The organism is Rothia koreensis, assembly GCF_004136575.1.
GTDB lineage: Bacteria > Actinomycetota > Actinomycetes > Actinomycetales > Micrococcaceae > Rothia > Rothia koreensis.
The window spans coordinates 1-24,034 of sequence record NZ_NOIQ01000021.1; the positions used below are offsets into that span (position 1 = coordinate 1).

Genomic DNA, 24,034 nt, shown 5'->3' on the forward strand with positions numbered 1-24,034 from the left:
GGGGTGATCTAGGGGCGATGGGCGGTGGCGGCCTCGTCGTCGACCGCGGGTGGGTTCTCCCCCAAGGGTATCGATCCGTAGAGCGTGGTCGGGCCGCCCAGGGGCGAAACCAGTCGGACGCTTCCGTCCATGGTCTGCACACGCTCGTTCAGGCCCGAGATCCCGCCGCCCGCGCTGGAGTCGGCACCACCCTGGCCGTTGTCCGTGATTTCGATGGTGAAGACGTTGTTTTCGGTGTAGGCGGTGATCCAGATGGTGTTCGCGGTCGAATGCTTGAGGGCGTTGGTCACGGCCTCGCTCGCGATGTAGTACGCGGTGCGTTGGATATCCTTCGGCAGCCGGTCTTCGGCCCGGTAGACGAGCTCCACCGGAAGCATCGAGTGCGTCGCGAGCTCCTCGAGGGCTGCCCTCAGGCCGTGGTCCTCCAAGACGGCAGGGTAGATTCCTCGAACCGTGTTCCGCAGCGTCTGCAGGGCGTGGTCCATCTGCTCCTGGGCTCGGGAGACCTCGTGCCGGGCGGCGTCGACGTCGATCCCCTGCCTTTCGAGGGATTGGAGCTCGAACTCGGCCATTCCGAGTCTCAGAGTCAGGTTCACGAGTTCCTGTTGGACGCCATCGTGCAGGTCCCGTTCGATGCGTCGTCTTTCCGACTCGAAGGAGTCCATGATGCGGGCCCGGGACGAGGTGAGCTGCCGGACCTGCCGTTCGATCTCCTCGGGCCGGGGGCTCAGGAGGGTCTTCGAGACGGACCCGGTGGTCGCGGCGACCAGCCCGTTGGTGTAGGCGAAGACGATGATCGCCACGACGGCGATGAGCGGGAATTTCCACCAGTCCTCGGGCGTGATGTCGCCGTGGACGACGAGACGGAGGAACGAGAAGACGCCAGGAACCTCGCCCCTCGACAACGTTCTGTCGAGGGAGCCGGTCAAGAACCACAGACCGGCCATGCTCGCCAGGGTGAAAGCTTCGAAGATCAGCAGGATCGTCGAAAAGATCCCGAAGACCCCGGCGACCACGAGGGCCAGCACATTGCGCCAGGAGGCCGGCTCCCGGTACCTGGTCCTGACCCACTCCATGAACGGCTTGAGCGGCATGCTCACATTGGCCTGGGGAACCTCCGGGAAGCCCAGCATCCACAGTCGGCCGCGCTCGATGTATCCGAACCACAGCCCGATGATGGGAAGGAGCGCGAGGGCCAGCACAGGGAACCCGAAGAAGGTGATGCTCAGGAAGGAATCATTCGTCGAGACGAGACCGACGAGCGTGAATGCGGCCACCATCGCGACGAGGAACATCATGGGTTGGAGAAGGAGTGCGCACAGGGCAACCCACGGGCCCGAAGAGACGAGGTACCAAGGGCTCGTCAGCTTGCGCCACATCGATGCTTTCATGGTTCCTCTCGTTGACGTCCGTCGCTCGTGCGGGAGACGTTACCCTGTTCGTCGCGTGCGGGCCGACCCTGGAAGTGCCCGATGACTTGGTGGGCGAGGATGCTTTGGTCGAGACGGATTCGCCGGCACCAGCGGGAGCGGGCTCTTCTGAGGGTCGGCCGGACGCTGCATATTCATGGTCTCGCACACCCGTGCCGGGATCAGTGGGGAACGCTCTGAGCCCGGGGTAGAGCTGGCTCTACCCCCGTCGAATCCGGAGCGGACAACGGCTCGGTCCCGGATGCCCGACGCGTGCCGACTCGAGTGCCCAGGCCGAAGAAATCCGCAATGACATCGGCGGCCACGAAGGCTCGCGTGCCGGGCCCGAGACTCGCGACGACGTCGTGCGGTGCAGGAACCACGTGCCCCATGCCGTGCACCGTCCACAGGTGCACCGGTTCTTTGCCTCGCTCGGACCATTCGGACACGACGACGTCGCGGTGGGGTCGGGTCTCGGACGGGGCGGTGCTGGTCCCGTTGCGCTCGGCGAAGTAGCCGGCGGATTCCGGCGCCGACAGGACGGCGCCGCGGGATTGCTTGCCCCAGAGGGATGCCTGGCCTCCGTCGTAGGGGGCCAGGGGATCCGCCGTGCCGTGGATCGCGAGCAGGCGAACGGGTTTCGGAATAGTCGGCAACCCGTCCGCGAGCAAGAAATTCTCCGGGGTGGGCTGGGTCGCTGCGATCGTCGCCGCGCCCGACAAGAGCTTGGGCGCCTCATGGATCAGCCGGAGGACCATGTGGCCGCCATTGGAATACCCGACGGCGAAGACCCTGGCCGGATCGATGCCGTGCGTCTGTCGGAGCCGTCTGATGGTGGCCGCGGCGAAGGCGACGTCGTCGATCCCGAGTTCACGGGACCGGAAGTCCGCGCGCACGCGGGAATCGTTGAAGTGACGCTCGAAGCCGTCCAAGTATGCCATCACGGTTCCGGTGCGGGCAGCGACGTCGTCGAAGGTTCCGGCGGTGAATTTGCGGAAGACCCGGGAATTCTGCTGCGACCCGTGGAAAAGGAGCACGAGCGGTGCGTTCTCCTCCACATGACTCGGTGCCACGACGGTCAGGGTGCGCTCGCGCCCCTGGGGCTCGATCGACTCTCGGCTCACGGTCAGGCAAGTGTTCACCGCATCATCGTACGTTCGGCGCACCCGGGACGTGAAAGCTCGCGTCATCACCGAGTCACGCCGGTGCGCGTTCGTCTGCCGACCGAAGCGTCAGGGCCTGGTGCCGAAGATCCGGATTTCGATGCCGTCCGGGTCGTGGAGAAGAAGCACGTTGCCGTTGGGGGTCGCATCGGGGACACCGTGGCCCAGACGTTCCAGATGGTCCTTCCATGCCTCGAGCTCCTCCTGGTCCGGAACATACAGGGAGAGCGGGTCGAATCCGTGGATCCCTCGGGCGGCCTGCGGGTTCTGGCGGAGGGCGATCGAGAGGAAGGCTTCGCCCTCTGGGGAGGACAGCGTCCCGGCGAGACCGGGCACCACGCCGTCGTCCCGGAAATCCCGCTGGACCCTCAGGCCCAGCACCGATTCGTACCAGCGACGACTGCGCTCTATATCGGTCACGGGAATCTTCACGTGGTGGATTCCGGACAGTGCTGGGGTGTTCATACGACTCGACTCCTCGCGCGTGGATCGTGACCACAGGCTACTGCGGACGCCGGGTCGACGACAGGGGTCGGGGAGTCCCCGGGCCCCTGTCGCCGTACGGTCCCCGTGATCAGCCGTTCAGGAGATCCTCGAAAGGGGTGACCTTGAGCGGGGGAAGCCCGTTGCCTCCGGCGAGGGAAGGCGACGCCGGTTCCGGTTCCGCCGTCACCGGGTCGCTCTCGCCCGGGTGTTCGCCGCCGAGCTTCCACGCGATGCGGTCCGCCAGCTCGGCTCCCGCCCGGTCGATGCGATGCTGCAACGAGTCGTCCGCGCCGAAGTCGTCGGTGGCGGCAAAAACACCAGTGGGAACGACGTCGGCGTGCAGGTACGCGAAGAGAGGCCGCAAGGAACTCTCGATCACGAGGGAGTGCCGGGCGGTGCCGCCCGTGGCCGCGACGATCGTGGGGACGCCGACCAGGTCGTCGTCGTCCGTCAGGTCCCAGAAGGACTTGAACAGCCCGGTGTACCCGGCCTTGAATGTCGGCGTCACCGCGATCAGGGCGTCCGCGGATCGGACGGTGTCCAGTGCACGGCCTACCTCCCCCGAGGGGAAGCCCATGGTCATGTAGTCCGCGATCCCGTGCGCCAGGCTACGCAGGGAAACGGTTTCGACCTCGACTTCATGGGCTTCACTCCTGAGCCGAGCGAGCACCGAATCCGCGATCCTCTCACCCAGAAGGGCGGTCGACGACGGCTCGGACAGACCGGCCGTCACGACGACCAGCGTGGCCTTACGCATGATGTTCTCCTTCCTGGACCGTGCGGGCCTCGGCGACGCGCGGATGCACCGGGGCCTCCGGGACCTCGGGGTTGTGCGAGGCCGCGTACTCCTTGCGGAGCTCCGGCAGAACCTGCTCGCCGAACATGTCCAACTGCTCAAGAACCGTCTTGAGCGGCAGGCCGGCGTGGTCGACCAGGAACAGCTGACGCTGGTAATCACCCGCGTACTCCCGGAACGACAAGGTCTTCTCCAGAACCTCCTGCGGCGAACCCACGGTCAACGGGGTCTGGTCCGTGAACTCCTCCAGGGTGGGGCCGTGGCCGTAGACCGGTGCGTTGTCGAAGTACGGACGGAACTCCCGCCACGCATCCTGCGTCTTCTGGCGCATGAAGAACTGGCCACCCAGGCCGACGATCGCCTGTTCGGCCTTGCCGTGGCCGTAATGCTCATAGCGCTCGCGGTACAGATTGATCATCTGGGCCGTGTGTTCCTTGTTCCAGAAAATGTTGTTGTGGAAGAAGCCGTCGCCGTAGTACGCCGCTTGTTCCGCGATCTCCGGCGTACGGATGGACCCGTGCCACACGAACGGTGCGACGCCGTCGAGCGGCCGAGGAGTAGAAGTGAACGACTGCAACGGGGTACGGAACTTGCCCTGCCAGTTCACGACGTCCTCGTTCCACAGGCGGTGCAGCAGGTTGTAGTTCTCCACCGCGAGGTTCACGCCCTGTCGGATGTCCTTGCCGAACCACGGGTAGACCGGGCCCGTGTTCCCGCGCCCGAGCATGAGATCCACCCGCCCCTCCGCAAGGTGCTGGACGTACGAGTAGTCCTCGGCCAGACGCACCGGGTCCATCGTGGTGATCAGGGTGGTCGACGTCGAGAGGATCAGGTTCTCGGTCTGCGCCGCGAGGTAGGCCATGAGCGTGGGCGGATTCCCCGGGGCCACAAACGGCGGATTGTGGTGCTGGCCGGTCGCAAACACGTCCAGACCGATGTCCTCGGCCTTCTTGGCAATTTCGACGGTGGCCTTGATGCGCTCGTGCTCCGTGGGAGTGGTGCCGGTGGTGGGGTCCTGGGTGACGTCCCCGATCGTCATGATTCCGAGTTGCAAGGTGACCTCCTGCTGACTGGTTCGGGGCCGGCGCCGTCGGCGTGACCCGTGGGGGTTTTGGGTGAATCATCCTGCACAACACGGTTCCACTTCCGCTTATTCCCGGCAAAAAATATTTGAATCGTAAAGCAAGTTTGAGGGGTGGGTGTGCGGCTTGGGGGTGTCGGCTGGGTGTGTGCGGCTTGGGGTGTGGCGGCTGGGTGTGTGCGGCTTGGGGTGTGGTGGCCGAGGTGGCAATCTCGTGCGGATTCAGCGCCGAGGTGGCAGAATCGTGCGGTTTTTGGCGGGTTTTTGTCCCAAAACTGCCACCTCGCTACTGGGAACGCACGGGATTGCCACCTCGGCGCTGGGAGCGCACGGGATTGCCACCTCGCGGCGGGGAACGCACGGGATTGCCACCTCGGCCGTGCTGGGCGGCCGTGCTGGGCGGCCGACGACGCGGCCGGCGAGGCGTGCGTACGAGACGTACCCGGCCGCGTCTACCCTCCGACGCCGCAGGATCCCCCGCCGAACCGCCACCGGTTCGAGGAGAACCACGCGTAGACCCACCGGGCCCCGACCGAGGCCACGGGGGCCAGAATCAGCCGACCCGCGAGCCTGTCGACCCGATGCGGCGAGGCAAGAAGGGCTTTTCCGATCGACTCGTGTCCCCAGAACTTCCTCGCCCCGGGGACGAGCTTTCCTTCGGGCGGTCGCGGGCCCTCCGCATAGACGGCTTCGTCGAGAAATCTCTCGCACTCGCCATCCGTGAGTTCTTCCTGGACCCGGGAGAAGGGGACGACGTCGAGGCGGTCGCGGGTTCGGCGATCCAGGAATCTGGCCGCCGGAACGCAGGGCCCGCAGGCGTCGTCGTACACGAATGTTCGCATGAGCCGACCATAGCCCTCCCGGGCGAGTCGTGTCTCACCCCGTGGGGACCTGCTCCCGGTTCTCCCTCTCATCCGACCGCTGGGCCTTCCGACCTCGACGACGTGCCGAGCCCGGACGTCGGACCTTGGTCGCGGACAGAGTGGTGCCCATCGACGCGAGAATCACCAGCGCGATGGCGAGCAACCGGAGCGGACCGACCACCTGATGCAGCAGAAGGAAACCGAACAGGGCGGCGAAAGCGGGCTCGAGGCTCAGGAGAATGCTGAAGGTCGCATTCGGCAGGCGCCGCAACGCCTTGAGCTCGAGAGTGTACGGAATGACCGAGGACATCAGCCCCACCACGGCCCCCATCACCAGGAGTTTCGGGTCGGAGAACGCATGGACCGCGGAGGGTCCACCGACTGGGGCAAGAACCACGGCCGCGACCGCCATCGCGACGGCGAGACCGCCGGTGCCGGGGACCGTGCGCCCGACCTGGGCACTCGTCAGGACGTAGACGGCCCAGAATGCGCCCGCGATGAGCACGCAGACCACGCCGAGGGGATCCAGAGCGGCACTCGCGGTCGTCACGCTCTCGACGCCGAGCACGGCCATCCCGGCCAGGGCGAGCAGCACCCACAGGAAATCCACGATCCTGCGGGAGAGGATGGCGGCCAGCGCCAAGGGGCCCAGGAACTCGATGGCCACACCCGCCCCGAGCGGGATACGCGCGATTCCCGCGTAGAAGAAGCCGTTCATGCCGGCCAGAGCGAGTCCGAAAAGGACGACGGAACGCCACTGCTTGCCGGTCCACCCGGCAACCCGAGGCCGCGTGATGACCAGAAGAATGACCGCCGCAAACAGCATCCGCAACGAGGTGACGCCCCAGGGGCCGAGATGCGGGAACAGCGACGTCGCGATCGAGGCACCCAGCTGGAGCGACGTGCAGGAACCGATGACGAACAGGATCCCGGGGGCCATGCTCCGGGGAGAGTCCGACCCCGGGCTCACGGTGGGTATCGAGCCGGTGGTCACGACGGCCGGAGTCACACCTGTTGCGGGTCCGGTGCTCATGGTGTTCACGGGTCACCTCCTGAAGGAACGAATCTGATGACGTCGCCCTGATCCCCGGAACAACACGGGAGGGGCAGGTATTAAGCATGGGCTTTCAGAGAATGGGTAGTCTAGCGAATGTATCTAACTCCAAAAGGTAAGAAAAAATAATCATCGGGCGGAACCGGCGAACGACGTCGGCTGCCGAGGTGACCGCCGACGTGACCGCCGACGCCGGGCACCCCCACTCACCAACAGCCCGTACTGACGAGATCCCGGAATATCCGGGGAAACGACTGGCGCCCGTGGATCCCGGGAGGAAGAAAACTGTGCTCAATCTTCAGCGGCTCCGTATGCTTCGCGAGGTCCAACGCATGGGGACGTTGGCGAAGGTCGCGCGGTCGATGGCGTACACGCCGTCGGCCGTGTCCCAACAGTTGGCTCTTTTGGAGAGGGAGGCCGGCGTCGTGCTCCTGGAGCATGTGGGACGCGGGGTGCGTCTGACTCCCGAGGCGGAGAATCTGGTTCACCACGCGGACGCCATGCTCGCCCGCATGGAGCTTGCCGAGTCGGAACTGGCGGGTTCCCACACCGAGGTGGGAGGGACGTTGCGCATCGGGGCCTTCCAGACCGCGGTCATGACGGTCGCTTCGCGGGCTCTGGACATTCTCGACGAGAGGCACCCGAAGCTCGCGGTCGACATCACTCAGCGGGAAGTCGGGGAAGCCTACGAAGGACTCCTTGCCCACGAATTCGACGTGATCATCGGAGAGGAATACCCGGGGCTGGCCGAACCGGTACGGGAAGGGGTCGACAGGACCACCGTGATCAGGGATCCGCTGAACCTGGTCATCCCGGGAGAGGGTCCTCTGGCCGAGACTCCCCGTCGATTCAGCGACCTCAAGGACGCGCCCTGGGCGATGGACCCCGCGGACCAGCCGACGGGTCAGTGGGCACGGGGAATCTGCCGCAGCGCCGGATTCGAGCCGAGGGTCCGATTCGACACCAGGAACCCCCTCATCCAGGCCCACCTGGTCCGCACGGGGCACGCCGTCGCCCTGATCCCCGCCCTGCTCAACCGGCAGTACCTGGCCGGAACCCGGCTGATCGGCCTCCCGGGGGACGACCACCGGATGGTCTACACATCGAACCGCACGGGCCGAGCGAGCCACCCCGCCATCCTCGCTTGTCGGGAGGCGTTCCAGGAAGCCGTCCGGGGAGAAACCGCACCGGAACCCGACCTGCGGCTGACGGAGTAACGCCGGGGGGGAGGGAGTTGGCGGCGTGCTTCTTCCCGGGGGCTGGCGTGCTTCTTCCCGGGGGCGAGGTGGCAATGTTGTGCGGTTTTCGTGGCGAGGTGGCAGGTTTGTGCGGATTTCGGCCCGAAAAGTGCACAAAGTTGCCACTTCGCGGGCGTGGGTGCACAGAACTGCCACTTCGCGGTTCTGGTGTCTGGTTTCCTGCGGCGAGGTGGCAATGTTGTGCGGTTTTCGTGGCGAGGTGGCAGGTTTGTGCGGATTTTGACCCGAAATGTGCACGAGATTGCCACCTCGCGGGCGTGGGTGCACAAGGTTGCCACTTCGCGGGCGTGGTGTCTCGTTTCGCGGGGCGAGGTGGCAGTGTTGTGCGGTTTTCGTGGCGAGGTGGCAGGTTTGTGCGGGTTTTGACCCGAAAAGTGCACTAGGTTGCCACTTCGCGGGCGTGGGTGCACAAGGTTGCCACTTCGCGGGCGTGGGTGCACGGGGTGCCACCTCGCGGTCGCAGCCGCACAGAACTGCCACCTCGTGCGATCGTGCGATCCCGCGATCGCGCGATCGCGTGGAGGGGCGGGGAGTGCAGGGGCGGGGGGAGATGCCGACGTCGATCGCCCAAGACTGCGTTTTCTTGAGCCAGATGACGGATTCTTTCAATTCCTCTGACTCTCGCGACCGGGATGGATAGCCTGATGGCAGACGCACGGCATCACCCCGTGTCACTCGCAATCCAGAGGAATCGCATCGTGACCGCTTTCAGGAATTCCCAGACCTGGGCGCTGGCCTCGCGCTTCGAGGCATTGGACTGTCCTATCCGCTGAGCGGCGCCGCAATCCCCGTGAATCTTGGGCGGGTCGGGCGTCGCCGTCGTCATGATGCCCGAAACAATTCCCCAGGAAGATTCTCATGCCCTTGCCGCCCCGAGACCGGAAGCCTCATTTCCGGTGGGCCAGTCTCCTTGCTCTCGGTTTCAGCACGTTGCTCGTGCTGACCGGGTGCGGATCCTCCGAGAACGCCGGAAGCAAGCACACCTCGGACTCCCCCGTCTCCGGGGGAACGCTCCGCCTTGCCTTCGACGCGGATCCCGGGTGCGTGGACGGACAACAAGCCGGTCAGAACGTCGCCCTCAACGTGACCCGACAGGTCACCGACTCGTTGACCTACCAGGACCCCGATTCCGGTGAGTTGGAGCCCTGGCTCGCGGAATCGTGGGACGTGAATGACGACTCGACCGAGTTCACGTTCCACCTCCGGGACGGGGTCACGTTCCAGGACGGAACGGATTTCACCGCCCAGTCCGTCAAGAACAATCTGCGGGCGATCCAGGACCTGGGGGCCAAGGCCAGCCTGGGGTCCACCTACCTGACGGGCCTGTCGGACATACGGACACCCGATGACCGAACCGTCACGGTGGACTTCGACGAACCCAACGCCCAGTTCCTCCAGGCGACATCCACCATGACCCTCGGTTTCTACTCCGACGCCACGCTGGCCAAATCCGCCGAGGACCGGTGCGGGGGCGACGTCGTGGGCACCGGGCCCTTCCGGCTCGCGAAATACACTCCGCGACAGAGCGTCCACCTCGACAGGTTCGATGACTACGCCTGGGCCCCTGACTCGGCAGACCATACGGGTGCGGCCTACCTCGACGCCGTGGACATGTCGATCGTCCCCGAAGCGACCGTCCGCAACGGGAGCCTGGCCTCCGACCAGATCGACGTCGATACCGTGGTCCAGCCCCAGGACGAAGAACTCCTCCAGGCCTCGGACTACAAGATCCTCGACCGGCCGAACCCCGGCGTCGTCTACAACCTGATCCTCAACGAGTCCAGGCCGCTCTTCTCCGACGAACGCGTCCGCAAGGCCCTGACCAAGTCCATCGACCGCGACCAGTTGCGGGCGTTGCTCTCGAGGTACCAGGAGCCGGCGACGTCGTTGCTCGCCCGGTCCACGCCGGATTACCAGGACGTCTCCGACCTGCTGGGCCACGACCCCGGCGGCGCCGCGAAACTCCTCGACCAGGCCGGATGGACGATGAACCACAAGACCGGTCTGAGGGAGAAGGACGGCCGGACCCTGAGCTTCACGGTCAAGTACTGGCAGTCCGCGCCCTTCCTGGAACTCGTGCAGCAGCAGCTGAGGGAGTCGGGCATCGAGATGAAGCTCGAGCAGACCACGGTCGCCAACACCGAGGCGGCCAGGCAATCCGGAGAGGCCGACGCCGAGTTCATGAATCTGACCCGGTCGGATCCGGACGTGCTCCGAACCGTCTTCGACGCGAACGGTGCCAACCGGAACAGGCGGGAGCCCGCGCAGATCGACCAGGACCTGGACCGCTCGGCCGGGGTCAAGGATCCGACGGAGCGGAAGAAGCTCGTCGATGATTCCGTGTCCGCCCTGATCGAGGACGCGCACTCGGTCCCGCTGGTCGAGCTGTCCGGTGTGATGGCGACGTCGCCCCACGTCCAGGGGTTCCGCTACGAGGCGTCTTCACGTTTCGAGCTGTACGACACCTGGCTGGACGACGCCAACGGCACGACCGGCCCCGGATCCGGCCCCAGCTCCGACGCCGGCTCCAACTCCGACTCCGCGAGAGGAGGGACCCAATGAACCCGGTGGTCGCGATGATCCTGCGTCGCCTCGGTTTCGGTGTGCTCGTGCTCTGGGCCGCCTACACCCTGGCCTTCCTGCTGCTGTACGCTCTGCCCGGAGACTCCGTGGCCGCGGTGCTGGGTGGAGACCTTTCGACGGCCACCCAACAGGAAATCGACGAGATTCGGCACCAGTACGGTTTCGACCAGCCGCTGATCGTCCAGTACCTGACCTCTCTCGGCGACGCCGTCCGAGGAAACCTCGGGACGTCGTACACCACCGGACAGCCCGTGACGGCGGCCATCGGCCAGGCCCTGCCCGTGACGATCGAGTTGGCGGCATGGTCGCTGCTCATCGCCGTCCCCGGGGGAATCCTGGTGGCACTCGCCGCCGTCGGCGCGCGGAACCCGTGGTTGCGCAATCTGCTCTCGGGTCTCCCGAGCGTGGGGGTCTCCCTGCCGACCTTCTGGGTCGGCCTGCTCCTCCTGCAGTTCTTCTCCTTCCGACTGGGCCTCATCCCGGCGATCGGGGCGCGCGGGTTCGCCGGAGTCATTCTCCCCGCACTGACGCTCTCGCTTCCTCTCGGCGCGATGATCGCCCAGGTGTTGTTGCGATCCCTCACCCACGAGTGGACGCGGCAATTCGTCACGACATACCGTGCCGCCGGCCTGAGCCGAGTGCGCCTCCTCCTCTCGCACGCGCTTCCACCGGCCGGGGTTTCGCTCCTGTCGATCGCCGGCGTGGTCCTCGGCAACGTTCTGGGTGGCGCGGTCATCGTCGAGACGGTCTTCACCCGCAACGGGATCGGTCGGCTCGCCGAAACATCGGTCACGGGACAGGACATGCCCGTGGTCCTCGGCGTCGTGATGTTGTCCGCTCTCGTGTTCGTGGTGGTCAACCTCGTGGTCGATCTGCTCTACCCGATCCTCGATCCCAGAACCCGTCCCGTCCAGGAGTCGCGCTCATGACTGCCACCGAATTCAGCACGCGCCTGGAGGACCCCGAGGAAGAATCGGTGGGCACCCAGGGGCGCGGGCGCAGGACCACGACGACGATGCTTCGTCTTCCCTTCGGCCTGATCCTGTCCGCTCTCGTGGTCCTGGTGGTTCTGGCGTGGGCGGTCCTTCCCTCCTTGTTCGTCACGGAGAACCCGTTGCTGGGCGATCCCGACATCCGGTTGTCGCCGCCGAACGCCCACCACTGGTTCGGAACCGACCACCTGGGCCGAGACATTTTCTCTCGTGTCGTCCAGGGCGCCGGAGCATCACTGGGAACCACCGCCATCGCCGTCCTCATGTCCTTCGTGACCGGTACCTTCCTGGGACTGGTTGCCGGGACCGCCGGCCGCGTGGTCGACACCGTTCTCATGAGAATCGTGGACGTCCTCCAGTCCGTCCCCTCCCTGCTTCTGTCCTTGGCCGTCGTCGCATCGCTGGGCTCGGGGCCGGTGAACATCGCGGTCGCCGTCGCCGTGGCCTCCGTGCCTTCCTTCGCGAGGCTCATGCGGGGCGAAGTGCTGCGCTGGAGGAATTCGCTGTTCATCGAAGCCGCGACCATGTCGGGCATCAGGACACCCGAGATCCTCTTGCGCCACGTCCTGCCCCACGCGATCGGACCCGTCGGCGCTCTCGCCGCCATCGAGTTCGGCGCGGCGGTTCTCGCGATCTCGGCCCTGAGCTTTCTCGGATTCGGGACCCAGCCGCCCGACCCCGAATGGGGCTTCCTGATCTCCGAGGGTCGGGACTACCTCGCCAGCTCGTGGTGGATGACCGTGATCCCCGGGCTGGTGATCGCGGGCGTCGTCGTATCCGTCAATCGCATTGCCCACGCCCTCCAAACGGAGAGGAGACCATCATGACTCCCTGGACCCCAACCCTGACACGATCCCGCGCACAGCAGCGCACCGAGGCAACACAGCCCGCGGCGTCGGGACCCGCGGACGCGCACCATCAGGAGGTCGACGCCGAAGAGACCGGCCGCACTCACACGGAGCACGGGACCGACAACCAGGTTGCCGCCCTCACCCTGCGCGATCTGACCGTGCGCTACGCCCCCGCCGCGTCCCCCGCCGTCGAAGGCGTATCGCTGACCGTCCCGGTCGGGCAGACCCTGGCCGTCGTCGGGGAATCCGGATCGGGCAAATCGACCACCGCCGCCGTGGCCGCCGGGTTGCTCCCGGGTTCCGCGCACGCACGAACGGCCGAACAACGGCTGATGGGGCAGGACATGCGCGGCGCCTCCGACAAGGTGTGGAAAAACGTCCGCGGCGACCTGCTGGGATACGTCCCCCAGGACACCGGGACGGGTCTCAACCCGGTGCGCACGATTGCCTCCCAGCTGTCCGAGACGCTGCGGGCCGCGGGAACCGCGCGCCGCCAGGCCGCAGCCCGAATCGCGACGGCGCTCGCCGACGTCGGCCTCGACCCAGAACTCCACGGGTCGCGGTACCCGCACGAACTCTCCGGGGGCCAGCGACAACGGGTCCTCATCGCGCTGGCTCTCGCGCGCGAACCCCGCCTCGTGATCGCGGACGAACCGACCTCCGCTCTCGACGTCTCGGCCCAGAAGAGCATCCTGGACCTCCTGGAAGACCGGGTCGCCCGTGCAGGAGCGGGCCTTCTGCTGATCACGCACGATCTCGGTGTTGCCCGCGACCGCGCGGACAGCATCCTGGTCATGGAGAAAGGGCGTGTGGTGGAAGAAGGGCGCGCCGAACGCGTCTTCGCCGACCCCCAGCACGAGTACACCCGGAGACTGATGTCGGCCTCGCCGGTGGTGCATGCGGTTCCGCACCGGAAGACCGGCACCGTTCCGGAAGGAACCACGCCCGTGGTGCGCGCCAAGGGGCTGAGCAAGGCTTTCGGGACGGGACCGCACCGGGTCCAGGCGGTGACCGACGTCGACTTCGAGTTGGCCCCAGGTCGGACGCTGGGGATCGTGGGCGAGTCGGGGTCCGGAAAATCGACGACGGCACGCATTCTCCTCGGCCTGGAAACTTACGACCAGGGGGAATTGGAAGTCTTCGGGAAGCCCCTGGGACACAACCGGCGGCAGGGGAGAGAACTGGCAACCCGGGCGCGCTTCGTCCATCAGGACCCGACCGGTTCCCTCGACCCGAAGTACACCGTCGCCGCGTCGATCGGGGAACCATTGCGCGGGTTCCGCATCGGAACCCGCGCGGAGCGGGCCGAACGCGTCAACGAGCTCCTGGACCTCGTGGCCCTCCCTCGTGACCTGGCCGGTCGCCGACCCGCGGAGCTCTCCGGAGGCCAGAGGCAACGCGTCTCCATTGCCCGGGCGCTCGCGGTCGATCCCGAGCTCATCGTGCTGGACGAACCGGTCTCCGCGCTCGACGTCTCGGTCCAGGCCCAGATCCTTGATCTCCTCGCGGACCTCCAGGAGCGGCTGGGGCTGTCATACGTGTTCATCAGTCACGACCTGGCCGTCATCCGCCAGATCTCCGACGACGTCCTGGTCATGGCCGAGGGACGCGTGATCGAGTCCGGACCGGCGGGGGAAGTCTTCGATACCCCGCGGGAGCGGCTGACTCGGACACTCATCGAGGCGGTTCCCGGAACCCGTCACGAAAGCGGCCGGGCGAACGTCATATGACGTCGTCGGGCGTCGGGTGAACCGTGTGTGACGAGGCGGCGGAATCGGAGGTCATGTCCTTTCGAGGCCGCTGACCAGGTTGTAAGTTCGCTATCAGGATCACGAGCACCGGTCGTGAAGCTCTGGCTGACCGGTCGGCAACCCTTTCCGCTGTGATGGGGTGCCCCAGATGAAGATCCGGCCGGGAGCACACCGCTCCCCGGCAAGCACGGCGTCACGAGAAGGACTCGGCGCCCCGCCTTCGAAGGGGATTACGATGTCAGCAGAGGAATACCCGCAGGCACCCGGGCTCGGCACGGTGCAGATCCACGGTGGCACGACCGACCCGCCGTCGGCCCGCCCGGTTCGACCGCCGCTGTACCTGACCGCCTCCTACGAATTCGATACTCTTCGCGATGCCAGGGAGTGCTTCGGTCAGCGGGAACCCGGATTCACGTACTCGAGGACCGGAAGCCCCACCGTGGGACTCCTGGAGCGTCGGCTGGCCGAGCTCGAGGGCGGTGTCGGCGCCGTCGCGACGTCCTCCGGACAGGCCGCGCTGACCCTGACCCTCCTTGCCCTGGCCGGGCGTTCGGGGCAGAGCCAGGACGGCGAGCCGCACCCCGAGATTCCCGCGGGACACGTGGTTGCCTCGAACCGCATCTACGGCGGTACTGCCGACCTCCTCAACGACACGCTCGCCGAGGCGGGCATCGCGGTCACCTGGGTCGACCCTCATCGACCGAACGAGTGGGAACGGGCCGTGACGGAACGGACCCGGGCATTCCTCGTGGAATCCGTCGGGAACCCGCACGCCGATCTCCCGGACATTCCCGACATCGCGGCCATCGCACACGCCGCCGGATCCGCGCTCGTGGTGGACAACACCCTCGCGACGCCGCACCTCCTGCAACCGGGAAAGCTCGGGGCCGACGTCGTCGTTCACTCGGTCACGAAGTACCTGACCGGCAACGGCAGCGCGCTGGCCGGAATCGTTGTGGACACCGGACGGTTCTCGCCGAGCAGTGATGCGGCCCGATGGCCCCAGTTCACCGCGCCGCGCCGCCGGTTCGGCAATCAGTCGCTGGTTGCGGGGCACGGCGAGCACGGGGCCTTCCTTCACCTCGTCAGGGCGCAGCTGCTCAACGATCTCGGCCCGAGCCTGGCACCGTGGAATGCTCAGCAGGCACTGGACGGGATCGAGACCCTGGACGTCCGGGTGGACCGTCACTGCCGGGTTGCGGAAGGGATCGCCCGGCGTTTGGCTTCCCATCCGCGCGTGCGGAGCGTGCGGCACCCGAGCCTTCCCGGCTCGAGCGACGCCGCGATCGCCGACCGCGACTTCCCACGCGGTACCGGGGCGGTCCTCTCCTTCGAGATCGACGGGACCACGGACGACGTCGAGCGATTCTTCGACTCGTTGGAACTGTTCAAGCTCGCCGCCAACCTCGGCGACGGACGATCGATGGCCACCCACCCGGCGTGGACGACCCATTGTCGACTCACCCCCGAACTCAGGGAGGCGGGAGAGATCACCGAGCAGACCGTTCGGCTGGCCCTCGGACGCGAAGACGTCGAGGACCTGTGGCAGGACCTCTCGACGTCGCTCGACAGGGTCACCGGAGCCAGCCCGAACCAGGCACCCACCGCACGCGAGAAGGAGACCGTTCGAGCATGACCGCGACGCAAGAAACCAACGACCTCGGGTCACGCCGGCCTGCGCAGGACGAGACCTCCGCGAGGACGCAGCCGTCCGTGGTCCGGCCCGGATTCAGGACGGCCGCCGTCCACGCAGGACAGGAGCCGGACCCCTTGACGGGGGCCGTGATCCCGCCCATCTACCAGACCTCGACGTTCACGCAGGACGGGGTCGAGACGCTCAAGAGCGGATACGAGTACTCGCGTGGCGGAAACCCGACGCGCACCGCCCTGGAAACGCAACTTGCGCAGGTCGAGAACGGGAGCCACGCCTTTGCCTTCGCATCCGGGATCGCCGCGGAGGACGCCCTGCTGCGTTCGGTGCTCCGACCCGGGAACACCGTGGTGGCGGCGGCGGAGACCTATGGCGGAACACATCGGCTCCTCAGCCAGTTGTATTCCAGGTGGGGGGTCGAGACCGCGTTCGTGCCCCCAACCAGGACCGACGAGCGCGACCGCCTGCTCGCTGATCCGTCGACGACCGTCCTCTGGGTCGAGACGCCGACCAACCCCTTGTTGAGCATCGTGGACCTCCGCGAATGGGCTGAGGCCGCTCATGCCGCCGGGGCGTTGCTGGTCGTCGACAATACGTTCGCCTCGCCTGCGCTCCAGAATCCTTTGACGTGGGGTGCCGACGTCGTGGTCCACTCGACCACCAAGTACATCGGTGGGCATTCGGATGTGTTGGGCGGTGCACTGGTCGTCGGTGACGCGGTGTGGGAGGACCAGCCCCTGGCCGAGATGTTGCAATTCCAACAATTCGCCGGCGGTGCCGTCGCGGGTCCGCAGGATGCGTTCCTGACCTCGCGCGGCCTCAAGACCCTCGGAGTCCGTATCCGGCAGCACTGCGAAAACGCCCAAACCATTGCCGAATGGCTCGCGGACCGAAACGACGTCGAACGGGTCTGGTACCCGGGTCTTCCGGAACACCCGGGGCACGACGTCGCCGCGAGGCAGATGTCCGGATTCGGCGGGGTCGTGTCCCTGCGTGTCCGGGGTGGCGAAGCAGCGGCGAGGGCGTTTGCGGAGTCCACCGAGGTGTTCGGGCTCTCCGTGAGTCTCGGGGGAGTCGAGTCGCTGATATCCCACCCCGCGACCATGACCCACGGGTCGACCAAGGGCACCCCCGAGGCCCCGCCGAGCGACGTCGTCCGCCTGTCGGTGGGCATCGAGGACGTCGAGGATCTGCAGGCCGACCTCGATCGAGCCCTGGCCGGAGTGCTCTGACCCCGGGACCCCGGCCAACGGCCCCTAAGGGGTCTCGCGCCGGATCGGGTACGTGCTGCCGCCCAGATCCGGATCGGGAAGGACCTCGTCCGGGTCGATGAGTTCCACACGGTGGCCGTCGGCGGTGAGCCGTCGGAGGCCCTCGAGGAACATGCGGCGGGCCATGGCGTCCAAACGGGTCACCTTGGTGAGGTCGAAGACCATGGTTCCGGGGTCGCATTCGAGGGATGCCATGCGGTGCAGGATCGCCTCGGCCCCGGAGAACTGGATGACTCCCTGGAGCCGCATCACGGTCTCGTCGTCGCCCTCGCTGACCGAGCGGATGGTGTTGGACCCGAAAATACCGGCGTTGAGCAGGTGGAGGCCCATGTCCTGCGAGAGCTTGTTGAACACGTTGACTCCCCGGACGCTGTTGCCCTTCGGGTCAAGGCGGGGGGAGAACACGCCGATACCGACCTGACCGGGCAGGACCCCGAGGATTCCGCCCGAGACCCCGGACTTCGCGGGGATTCCGACGTCGGAGAACCAGGTCCCCGAGGCATCGTACATCCCCGCCGAGACCATGACCGCGAGCACTTGGCGGGCCACGTCCCGGCTCGCCACGCGTTCGCCCGTGAAGGGGTGCATGCCGCGGTTGGCCAGGGTCGCGCCCATGACGGCGAGATCGCGGACGTTGACCTTGATGGCGCACTGGGCGACGTACCCGGCGACGACCTGGTGCGCGTGCTCCTCGAAGACGCCGAGGTTCCTCAGCATGTGGGCCAGAGCGAAATTCCGGTCCGCCGTCTCGAGCTCCGAGCGGAACACGGATTCGTCCATTTCGAGTTTCCGGCCCGCGAGGCGAGAGAAGAATTCCACGGTGTGGTTGGCCCGGTCCTCCAGGGAGGAATCGGGCTCCGCCAGCATGCTGTGGATGGTGATGGCCCCCGCGTTGATCATGGGGTTCTTCGGCCGGTTCGTCCCTTTCTCGAGGGAGAGCTCGTTGAAAGCCTCACCCGTGGGCTCGACGCCGACTTTCGCGCTGATCGCCTCCAGGCCCCTGTCGGTGAGGGCCGAGGCGTAGGCGAATGGCTTCGAAATCGATTGGATCGTGAACTCGCGCTCGTCGTCGCCCACGGAGTAGGTGCGACCATCGATGGTGGTCAGGGCGATCGAGAAGACCTCCGGGTCCGCCTTGGCGAGCTCGGGAATGTAATCGGCGAGATCGCCTCCGTCCATGGCGGTCGTGTCATTGAAGAGCTGGTGCAGGTACTTCCTTACGGGTGACTCCAATGGTTCCTTTCCGCATCGGCGTGGTTCAACGGGGGATGGTTGCCTGAGTCGAGCCTATTTCATCCCGCGGGCAAGGGGTATGACGGCGGGCGCACAGACCCCCTACGCCGCCCCTGCGATGGGAGAGGCCGGGAGGAATGTACCGTGCAGAGACCGGGAGCTATCGGAGCGATTCGTCCGAACCCAGTTTGTCCAGCATCTGCTTTCCCTCATCGGAGAGTTGCACCCGGTTGTAGTCGTAGAGGTACGGCTCCGTGGGCAACTGCTGGACAGTGAAATCATCCTCGCCGACGCCCTTGAACCGGCGCGCCAGGCTGGTCATGCTGGAGGTTGATTTCAGCCCGTCGTCAACAGTCACTGACGAGGTGAGGGAGCTGGCGAAAGAATAGAACTTCTTCGGATGGGACAAGATCGAGGATTCTTCCGCCTTGTGAAGGATCGCAGAGATCACGTCTTGCTGATGCTCCATTCGGGCCAAGTCGCTGCCGTCACCCACGGCGTGGCGAGTCCGAGCCAACGCCAGGGCATCCTCGCCTCGTACTTTCTGGCATCCGGCGGGCAGGTCTAGGTTGGCATCCGGGTCCTTCAGCGCCTCGGGCAGGCAAATATCGATGCCGTCCAGGGCGTCGACCATCGACATGAATCCGTGGAAGTTCATGTCCACGAAGTGGTGAATGGGCAGACCCGTCATGGAAGAGACGGCGGATACCAGGCAAGATTCTCCGTCATTGAGCAGGGAGTTGACTTGGACGTCGCCGGTGTAGCCGGCGTCGTCGTACGCCGCGCAACTAGGAGCCGGGACCATGGTGTCTCGCGGAATCTGGACGCCCGTGACCTCTGTGCTGTCTCCATTGATGTGGACCAAGACCATCGAATCGCTACGACGCCCTTCTGCATCCCCTGCTTCTATAGCTCCATCACGCTCGTCCGAGCCGACCACCAGAATATTCATCGGCTCCTTCGACCCGGATTCCGCGCTCAGGCCCTCGACCGGAGTGGTGTGCATATTCTTTGTGAGCGAGCCTATTGAGGTCACCACGGCAACAATGAGAATGATGGAAAACAGTACGGTCAGAGTGATACTTAATCTGCCCCATCGGGGAATTCTGTATTTCCGTCGTGATTTTGGGGTATCAACAACGGATGAAGTATTTTGTGAGGGGTCAGAAGAGTATGTCATTATTTGCCAGAATCTCGGGGAAGTGAAAAATCAAAGTACCATCAGATCGATGGCCGAGTCCAGAGTATTACCCCACGTCTCAGGGCAACTCGCGTGCCCTGCAGCCGCTCGGTCGGGGTCGACACCGACCCGGGATCGGCTCTCTTCCCAGAATTTTGGCAGACTGTTTTTCACACCGCGGTGCTTCCCTATGCCCTGGTGGACTCAAGATGCCTGACTATTGATGCATTTAGGGTGCTATCCCCGTGTATGTGAATCGAAATTGCGGAGAGAAATCAGCGGAATCTTGTCATTGGCATTTCTCGATGCAGGTTTTCGGGGTGAATTAGTTCTCCGGACGCTTTACCGGGCTCAATACAACGTGACCGCTCGAGCTGATACCGGCGTGAACGCCAGGGGCGCTACGACTTGGCGTCGCGGAGAGTCCGCAGGGCCATGAGTACCGCGCCGAGCATCAGGACGACGCCGATTCCGGACGTGATCCCCACCCCGGAGTCGAATGCGGCCCGGGCCGAATGCAGGAGGGACTCGCCGGCGGGCCCGCCGAGGTGCGCGGCGACGTCGGTCGCACCGCCCAGCGTTTCTCGGGCGGCATCGCGGGACGTCTCGGGAACCTCGTCGGGGATCGAGACGTTTGCTCGGTATGTGGCGTTGAGGATCGACCCCAGTACCGCGGTCCCGAGAACCGCGCCGGTCTCGTAAGCTGTTTCCGAGATCGCGGAGGCCGAACCGGCCTTGTGGGCGGGGACGGCGTCGAGGATGAGGTCATTCGAGATGGTCTCCGCGGACCCGATGCCGATGCCGAGAATCACGAAAGCCAGGATCAGGCCCGCGTCCGACCCGGCAGGGCCGGCGAAGAACATGACGCCGAAACCGATCGCGTTCAGAAAGAGACCGGTTGCCACCACGTGGGCGGGTTTGAACCTCCGGACCACGGGGACAACGGCCAGTCCCGCCACAATCGTGGCTCCCAGTCCAGGAATCAGGGCGACGCCGGCCTCCATCGGCGTCATCCCGCTGATGAGCTGAAGGTGCTGGGACACGAAGTACAGGAACCCCACGAGCGAGAACACGCTCAGAAGGTTCGATCCGACGGCCCCGGAGAACACGGAGTTGGTGAACAGCCGGACGTCCAGCATGGGGTCCGGTCGGCGAAGCTGACGGCGGACGAACCAGACTCCGGCCAGCACGGTCACCGCGAAACAGATGATCACGGCGGTCCCGAGCCCGTGGCTCGCGAAGGACTTGATGCCGTAGACGAGGGGAGTCATGGTCGCCATGACCAGGACGATGCTGGTGATGTCGATTGGGCTGGGGTGGGGATCGCGTGACTCGGGGATCAGCAGGCGCGCGAAGATCAGGAACGGAACAAGCATGGGCACGGCCATCAGGAAGATCGATCCCCAATAAAAATGTTCGAGAAGGAAGCCGCCCACGATGGGGCCGAGTGCGGCTCCTCCGGAGAATCCCGAGGCCCAGATCGCGATGGCCTTCCGCCGTTCATTCGGGTCGATGAAGATGTTCCTGATCAGGGACAACGTGGCCGGCATGAGCACGGAACCGAAGAGGCCCATCGCGGCGCGGGCGGTAATCAACCACGCCGCGCTGGGGGCGAAGGCAGCCGCCACGGAGATGACGGTGAACCCCGTGGCTCCGATCATGAGCAGCCGACGGCGCCCCATGCGGTCCCCGAAACTGCCCATCGGAACCAGCAGCCCGGCCAACACGAGGGAATAGATGTCGACGATCCACAGCAACTGCGTACCGGTCGGGTTCAGGGCCGCCGAGATCGGCGGCAGCGCGAAGGAGAGGACCGTGTTGTCGACCGAAACCAGAAGAACCGGTGACATCAAGGCGGCGAGAGCCAGCCAGCGACGGTCATGCAGTGCCGGACGCTCGGTGCGTCGTTTCGGGGCGATAGGCATGGCTCTCCTCTCCTGTCGGGACGATTGTTTCCGCATTACTGTACCGTCTGGACGGTTTAGTGCCAAGGAAGTATGGTCGAGGTCATGAGTGCGAAAAGCCGTGTCCTGGACGCCTACGAGTCGATCCTGATCGCCGAGGGGGAGCGGGCTGCCACCATGGATGCCGTCGCGGCCCGCGCGGACGTCTCCAAGGGCGGATTGCTCTATCACTTCAAGGACAAGACCTCGTTGGCCGAGGGGCTGATCGAACGCCTCCTGGAGTACGCCGCGGAGGACAACGCCGCCATGCGGGCGTCACCCGAAGGCCCGTCCCGGTACTACGTCCGAACTTCCGCGTTCTACCTGGACCAGGAGTCGGGCCAGGCCGCCGCGATCGACCGCACTTTCGTGGCTGTGCTGAGTCTGGGGCAGGACGCCCAGCCCAAGGCCCGGGAGGCGATGAGCCGCATCCACGCGGACTGGTACGACATCATTCTCGAGGAAGTCGGGCAACCCGCCATTGCATCGGCCATCCTCCTGATTGGCGACGGCCTCTATTACAACGCCGCCCTCGCCGGCGGGGGCGTCGAGGGCGTGCTCGATGCGATTCCGGAGGGAACCAATTTCGGCATCTCCACGGTCAGCCCGCAGGGGCTGGAGGATCTGCTCGAGATCGTTGACGCTCTCAAGGGGACGTCGACCTCATGACGACGCCGCGCGCCCTTCCCGGCCGCGCTTCCGCCCGAGCGTGAACTTCACCTGAGACTCAGCCTTGCCCGAGCGTGAACTTCACCTGAGGCTCAGCCTTGCCCGAGCCTCCGGGTCAGGGAATCGACCGTCCGTGACATGATTTCCTCGCCCAGGCCCTCCATCGCCGGGCCGAGTTGTCCGAAAATCTCCATGCTGATGCACCCCACGATGCTTCCCCATGCCTCGATGCAGAACGCCGTCTGAGTCGGTGAGGCCGCGACCCCCAGAGTCTCGAGCTCGGGTCGGATCTGGGCTGCGAATCCACTGCTCGGTTCGGGGGCGTCCACGTCAGACGGAATCGATTCGAGGAAAAGACGGATGACTCGCGTGCCGGGCCCCGTGGTCCTGTCCGCCGGTGCGCTGTATCCGGGCACCGGGGAACCGTAGAGCAGGGCCCACTGTTCCCGATGGTCGAGCGCCCATTCCCGCATGCCGAAGGCGAGTCGGCGGAAGCGGTCGGTGGCGGCTCCGGTCCCGTCGATGCGGCTCTCCGCGTGGTCGGCCAGCGATGAGTAAGCGTCGACCACCAGGAGGGTCAACAACTCATCGCGACTCGACACGTATCTGTACACCGCGGAGGAGACGACGCCGATCGACCGTGCGACCTCGCGCAGGGAAAGGTTCGCCGCTCCACGTGAAACGAGCTGCTCACGTCCTGCCGTGATGATCGCGGACTCCATGTGCGCCCGAGCCTCCGCCCGGGACAGGTGTGGGGTGCTCATGACCTCAGTGTGCCATTCCTGAAACGAGAGCGGTGCTCTTGAAGTGCGACACGCACCCGATTAGGCTGAGGACATCAAACAGAGAGCGGTGCTCTCGGAAAGGATGTCATCATGAAATATCTCGTGACCGGAGCGGGGCAAATCGGATCGCAATTGACCCAGGACCTCGTCGACGCCGGGCACGACGTCGTGGTCCTGCGCCGTCGGCAAGTCGATGTGGGTCGTGTCCAGGTGCTGGTGGGAGACGTGTTGGACCGCGATCTGCTCGCGACGGCCATGGATGGGGTGGACGCCGTCTTCCACTGCATCCACACCGCGTATGACGCCAAACAGTGGGACCAAGTGCTGCCGACGCGCGAGCTGGCGGTCATGGACGCCGCGGCCGACGCCGGGGTCCCCGTCGTCTTTCCCGAATCGGTCTACGGTTTCGGCGTGCAATCCGTGGATCTGTCCGAGGGCGCGGAACTCGCCCCGGTCAGTCCCCTGGGCGAGGTGCGCGCTCGGCTGCTGAAGGCCAGACAGGAGCACCGGGCCCGCACGATCAGCGTCGTTGCCTCCGACCTCTGGGGGCCGACGGCCGCACCCAAGACGTCGGTCGCGCACCTGTCCGTTCTCGTGCCGCGACCCCAGGGCAAGCGCGGCTTCGCGATGGGCAACCCGACCATGCCGCACACGCTCACGTTCATTCCTGATCTCACCCGGGCGATGGCCTATGCGGCCGACCATGCGTCGGAAGTGGCGCCCGAGGGCGACGCCGTCCTCCATGCCCCATCGCAGGACACGGGATCCTTGGAGGACTTCAACCGGACCGTCTCGGGCAGGGTCGGCGTCCGCCACAAGACGCTGACGCGAATTCCCCGAGCCCTTCTGGCCGCGGCCGGTCGGGTCAGCCCCATGATGGCGGAGCTGCGCAACCAGGCATACCTCTGGGACCGCCCCGCTGTTCTCCGGCCGGGCGTGCTGACCGAGGAACACGGCCTGAACCCGACAGACGTCGGTGCGTCCCTCGACCGAACGCTGGTATGACCGGTGGGA

21 protein-coding genes and 1 riboswitch are annotated in these 24,034 nt (G+C 65.8%); of the genes, 9 read left to right on the forward strand and 12 right to left on the reverse strand.

Going from position 1 to position 24,034, the window contains the following annotated elements; genetic code table 11:
• Positions 1–8: 8 nt before the first annotated feature.
• The 7 genes from EWU68_RS11250 to EWU68_RS11280 form a co-directional block, all read right to left on the reverse strand.
• A complete protein-coding gene (locus EWU68_RS11250) occupies positions 9–1,391 on the reverse strand; it encodes a sensor histidine kinase (protein ID WP_129316226.1) in 1,383 nt (460 codons plus the stop codon).
• 200 nt (positions 1,392–1,591) lie between these two features.
• Positions 1,592–2,551, reverse strand: a complete 960-nt coding sequence (locus tag EWU68_RS11255) for a CE1 family esterase (RefSeq protein WP_202976717.1) — start codon at positions 2,549–2,551, stop codon at positions 1,592–1,594.
• Positions 2,552–2,641: 90 nt separating this feature from the next.
• A complete protein-coding gene (locus tag EWU68_RS11260; RefSeq protein WP_129316228.1) occupies positions 2,642–3,037 on the reverse strand; it encodes a VOC family protein in 396 nt (131 codons plus the stop codon).
• A gap of 109 nt (positions 3,038–3,146) precedes the next feature.
• Complete coding sequence (locus tag EWU68_RS11265) at positions 3,147–3,815, reverse strand: CE1759 family FMN reductase (protein WP_129316229.1); 669 nt, start codon at positions 3,813–3,815, stop codon at positions 3,147–3,149.
• Entirely contained in the window at positions 3,808–4,908 is a 1,101-nt protein-coding gene (locus EWU68_RS11270) for an LLM class flavin-dependent oxidoreductase (RefSeq protein ID WP_129316230.1), read from the reverse strand. The genes EWU68_RS11265 and EWU68_RS11270 overlap by 8 nt, the downstream gene beginning before the upstream one ends.
• Positions 4,909–5,387: 479 nt before the next feature.
• Positions 5,388–5,777, reverse strand: coding sequence for a thiol-disulfide oxidoreductase DCC family protein (locus EWU68_RS11275; RefSeq protein ID WP_129316231.1), 390 nt, complete (start codon positions 5,775–5,777; stop codon positions 5,388–5,390).
• Between the two features lie 34 nt (positions 5,778–5,811).
• Complete coding sequence (locus tag EWU68_RS11280) at positions 5,812–6,831, reverse strand: EamA family transporter (RefSeq protein ID WP_206064453.1); 1,020 nt, start codon at positions 6,829–6,831, stop codon at positions 5,812–5,814.
• A gap of 308 nt (positions 6,832–7,139) precedes the next feature.
• On the opposite strand from EWU68_RS11280, the gene EWU68_RS11285 reads away from it, so the two are divergent.
• Positions 7,140–8,069 carry a LysR family transcriptional regulator gene (locus EWU68_RS11285; RefSeq protein WP_129316232.1) on the forward strand — a complete coding sequence of 310 codons (930 nt, stop codon included), beginning with the start codon at positions 7,140–7,142 and terminating at the stop codon, positions 8,067–8,069.
• 703 nt (positions 8,070–8,772) lie between these two features.
• Here EWU68_RS11285 and EWU68_RS13350 read toward each other — a convergent pair.
• Complete coding sequence (locus tag EWU68_RS13350) at positions 8,773–8,937, reverse strand: hypothetical protein (RefSeq protein WP_156265486.1); 165 nt, start codon at positions 8,935–8,937, stop codon at positions 8,773–8,775.
• 32 nt (positions 8,938–8,969) lie between these two features.
• Between EWU68_RS13350 and EWU68_RS11290 the strand changes: the two genes are divergently transcribed.
• The 6 genes from EWU68_RS11290 (at position 8,970) to EWU68_RS11315 (ending at position 17,171) form a co-directional block, all read left to right on the forward strand.
• The gene (locus EWU68_RS11290) at positions 8,970–10,673 is read left to right on the forward strand and encodes an ABC transporter substrate-binding protein (protein ID WP_129316233.1); all 1,704 of its coding nucleotides are present in this window, start codon (positions 8,970–8,972) and stop codon (positions 10,671–10,673) included.
• Positions 10,670–11,623 carry an ABC transporter permease gene (locus tag EWU68_RS11295; protein WP_206064438.1) on the forward strand — a complete coding sequence of 318 codons (954 nt, stop codon included), beginning with the start codon at positions 10,670–10,672 and terminating at the stop codon, positions 11,621–11,623. Before EWU68_RS11290 ends, EWU68_RS11295 begins: the two co-directional genes overlap by 4 nt.
• Complete coding sequence (locus EWU68_RS11300) at positions 11,620–12,513, forward strand: ABC transporter permease (RefSeq protein WP_129316234.1); 894 nt, start codon at positions 11,620–11,622, stop codon at positions 12,511–12,513. The genes EWU68_RS11295 and EWU68_RS11300 overlap by 4 nt, the downstream gene beginning before the upstream one ends.
• Positions 12,510–14,267 carry a dipeptide ABC transporter ATP-binding protein gene (locus tag EWU68_RS11305; RefSeq protein ID WP_129316235.1) on the forward strand — a complete coding sequence of 586 codons (1,758 nt, stop codon included), beginning with the start codon at positions 12,510–12,512 and terminating at the stop codon, positions 14,265–14,267. The genes EWU68_RS11300 and EWU68_RS11305 overlap by 4 nt, the downstream gene beginning before the upstream one ends.
• A 97-nt stretch (positions 14,268–14,364) precedes the next feature.
• Positions 14,365–14,482: riboswitch (SAM riboswitch) on the forward strand.
• A gap of 41 nt (positions 14,483–14,523) precedes the next feature.
• Positions 14,524–15,924: a PLP-dependent transferase gene (locus EWU68_RS11310; protein ID WP_129316236.1), complete on the forward strand. Its 1,401-nt coding sequence runs from the start codon at positions 14,524–14,526 to the stop codon at positions 15,922–15,924.
• The gene (locus tag EWU68_RS11315; protein ID WP_129316237.1) at positions 15,921–17,171 is read left to right on the forward strand and encodes a cystathionine gamma-synthase; all 1,251 of its coding nucleotides are present in this window, start codon (positions 15,921–15,923) and stop codon (positions 17,169–17,171) included. The genes EWU68_RS11310 and EWU68_RS11315 overlap by 4 nt, the downstream gene beginning before the upstream one ends.
• Before the next feature lie 24 nt (positions 17,172–17,195).
• Here the strand turns inward: EWU68_RS11315 and EWU68_RS11320 are convergent, their stop codons facing one another.
• The 3 genes from EWU68_RS11320 to EWU68_RS11330 form a co-directional block, all read right to left on the reverse strand.
• The gene (locus EWU68_RS11320) at positions 17,196–18,443 is read right to left on the reverse strand and encodes a glutaminase (RefSeq protein WP_129316238.1); all 1,248 of its coding nucleotides are present in this window, start codon (positions 18,441–18,443) and stop codon (positions 17,196–17,198) included.
• Positions 18,444–18,603: 160 nt separating this feature from the next.
• Positions 18,604–19,449, reverse strand: coding sequence for an LCP family protein (locus EWU68_RS11325; RefSeq protein ID WP_162421448.1), 846 nt, complete (start codon positions 19,447–19,449; stop codon positions 18,604–18,606).
• A 575-nt stretch (positions 19,450–20,024) separates the two neighbouring features.
• Positions 20,025–21,548 (reverse strand): MFS transporter, encoded by a 1,524-nt coding sequence (locus tag EWU68_RS11330; RefSeq protein WP_129316240.1) that lies wholly within the window; start codon positions 21,546–21,548, stop codon positions 20,025–20,027.
• An 84-nt stretch (positions 21,549–21,632) separates the two neighbouring features.
• Between EWU68_RS11330 and EWU68_RS11335 the strand changes: the two genes are divergently transcribed.
• Positions 21,633–22,235: a TetR/AcrR family transcriptional regulator gene (locus EWU68_RS11335; RefSeq protein ID WP_238692438.1), complete on the forward strand. Its 603-nt coding sequence runs from the start codon at positions 21,633–21,635 to the stop codon at positions 22,233–22,235.
• Between the two features lie 92 nt (positions 22,236–22,327).
• Here the strand turns inward: EWU68_RS11335 and EWU68_RS11340 are convergent, their stop codons facing one another.
• Positions 22,328–22,999, reverse strand: a complete 672-nt coding sequence (locus tag EWU68_RS11340) for a TetR/AcrR family transcriptional regulator (RefSeq protein ID WP_129316242.1) — start codon at positions 22,997–22,999, stop codon at positions 22,328–22,330.
• Between the two features lie 111 nt (positions 23,000–23,110).
• Between EWU68_RS11340 and EWU68_RS11345 the strand changes: the two genes are divergently transcribed.
• Positions 23,111–24,025, forward strand: a complete 915-nt coding sequence (locus EWU68_RS11345; RefSeq protein ID WP_129316243.1) for an NAD-dependent epimerase/dehydratase family protein — start codon at positions 23,111–23,113, stop codon at positions 24,023–24,025.
• Positions 24,026–24,034: the final 9 nt, after the last annotated feature.

Excerpts from the sequence above, each read along its gene's own strand:
- EWU68_RS11275 (WP_129316231.1), bottom strand. The coding sequence starts at position 5,777 with ATGCGAACATTCGTGTACGACGACGCCTGCGGGCCCTGCGTTCCGGCG.
- EWU68_RS11325 (WP_162421448.1), bottom strand. The coding sequence starts at position 19,449 with ATGCACACCACTCCGGTCGAGGGCCTGAGCGCGGAATCCGGGTCGAAG.
- EWU68_RS11265 (WP_129316229.1), bottom strand. The coding sequence starts at position 3,815 with ATGCGTAAGGCCACGCTGGTCGTCGTGACGGCCGGTCTGTCCGAGCCG.
- EWU68_RS11315 (WP_129316237.1), top strand. The coding sequence starts at position 15,921 with ATGACCGCGACGCAAGAAACCAACGACCTCGGGTCACGCCGGCCTGCG.
- EWU68_RS11330 (WP_129316240.1), bottom strand. The coding sequence starts at position 21,548 with ATGCCTATCGCCCCGAAACGACGCACCGAGCGTCCGGCACTGCATGAC.
- EWU68_RS11295 (WP_206064438.1), top strand. The coding sequence starts at position 10,670 with ATGAACCCGGTGGTCGCGATGATCCTGCGTCGCCTCGGTTTCGGTGTG.
- EWU68_RS11290 (WP_129316233.1), top strand. The coding sequence starts at position 8,970 with ATGCCCTTGCCGCCCCGAGACCGGAAGCCTCATTTCCGGTGGGCCAGT.
- EWU68_RS11310 (WP_129316236.1), top strand. The coding sequence starts at position 14,524 with ATGTCAGCAGAGGAATACCCGCAGGCACCCGGGCTCGGCACGGTGCAG.
- EWU68_RS11260 (WP_129316228.1), bottom strand. The coding sequence starts at position 3,037 with ATGAACACCCCAGCACTGTCCGGAATCCACCACGTGAAGATTCCCGTG.
- EWU68_RS11340 (WP_129316242.1), bottom strand. The coding sequence starts at position 22,999 with ATGAGCACCCCACACCTGTCCCGGGCGGAGGCTCGGGCGCACATGGAG.
- EWU68_RS11250 (WP_129316226.1), bottom strand. The coding sequence starts at position 1,391 with ATGAAAGCATCGATGTGGCGCAAGCTGACGAGCCCTTGGTACCTCGTC.
- EWU68_RS13350 (WP_156265486.1), bottom strand. The coding sequence starts at position 8,937 with ATGACGACGGCGACGCCCGACCCGCCCAAGATTCACGGGGATTGCGGC.
- EWU68_RS11305 (WP_129316235.1), top strand. The coding sequence starts at position 12,510 with ATGACTCCCTGGACCCCAACCCTGACACGATCCCGCGCACAGCAGCGC.
- EWU68_RS11280 (WP_206064453.1), bottom strand. The coding sequence starts at position 6,831 with ATGAGCACCGGACCCGCAACAGGTGTGACTCCGGCCGTCGTGACCACC.
- EWU68_RS11300 (WP_129316234.1), top strand. The coding sequence starts at position 11,620 with ATGACTGCCACCGAATTCAGCACGCGCCTGGAGGACCCCGAGGAAGAA.
- EWU68_RS11345 (WP_129316243.1), top strand. The coding sequence starts at position 23,111 with ATGAAATATCTCGTGACCGGAGCGGGGCAAATCGGATCGCAATTGACC.
- EWU68_RS11335 (WP_238692438.1), top strand. The coding sequence starts at position 21,633 with ATGAGTGCGAAAAGCCGTGTCCTGGACGCCTACGAGTCGATCCTGATC.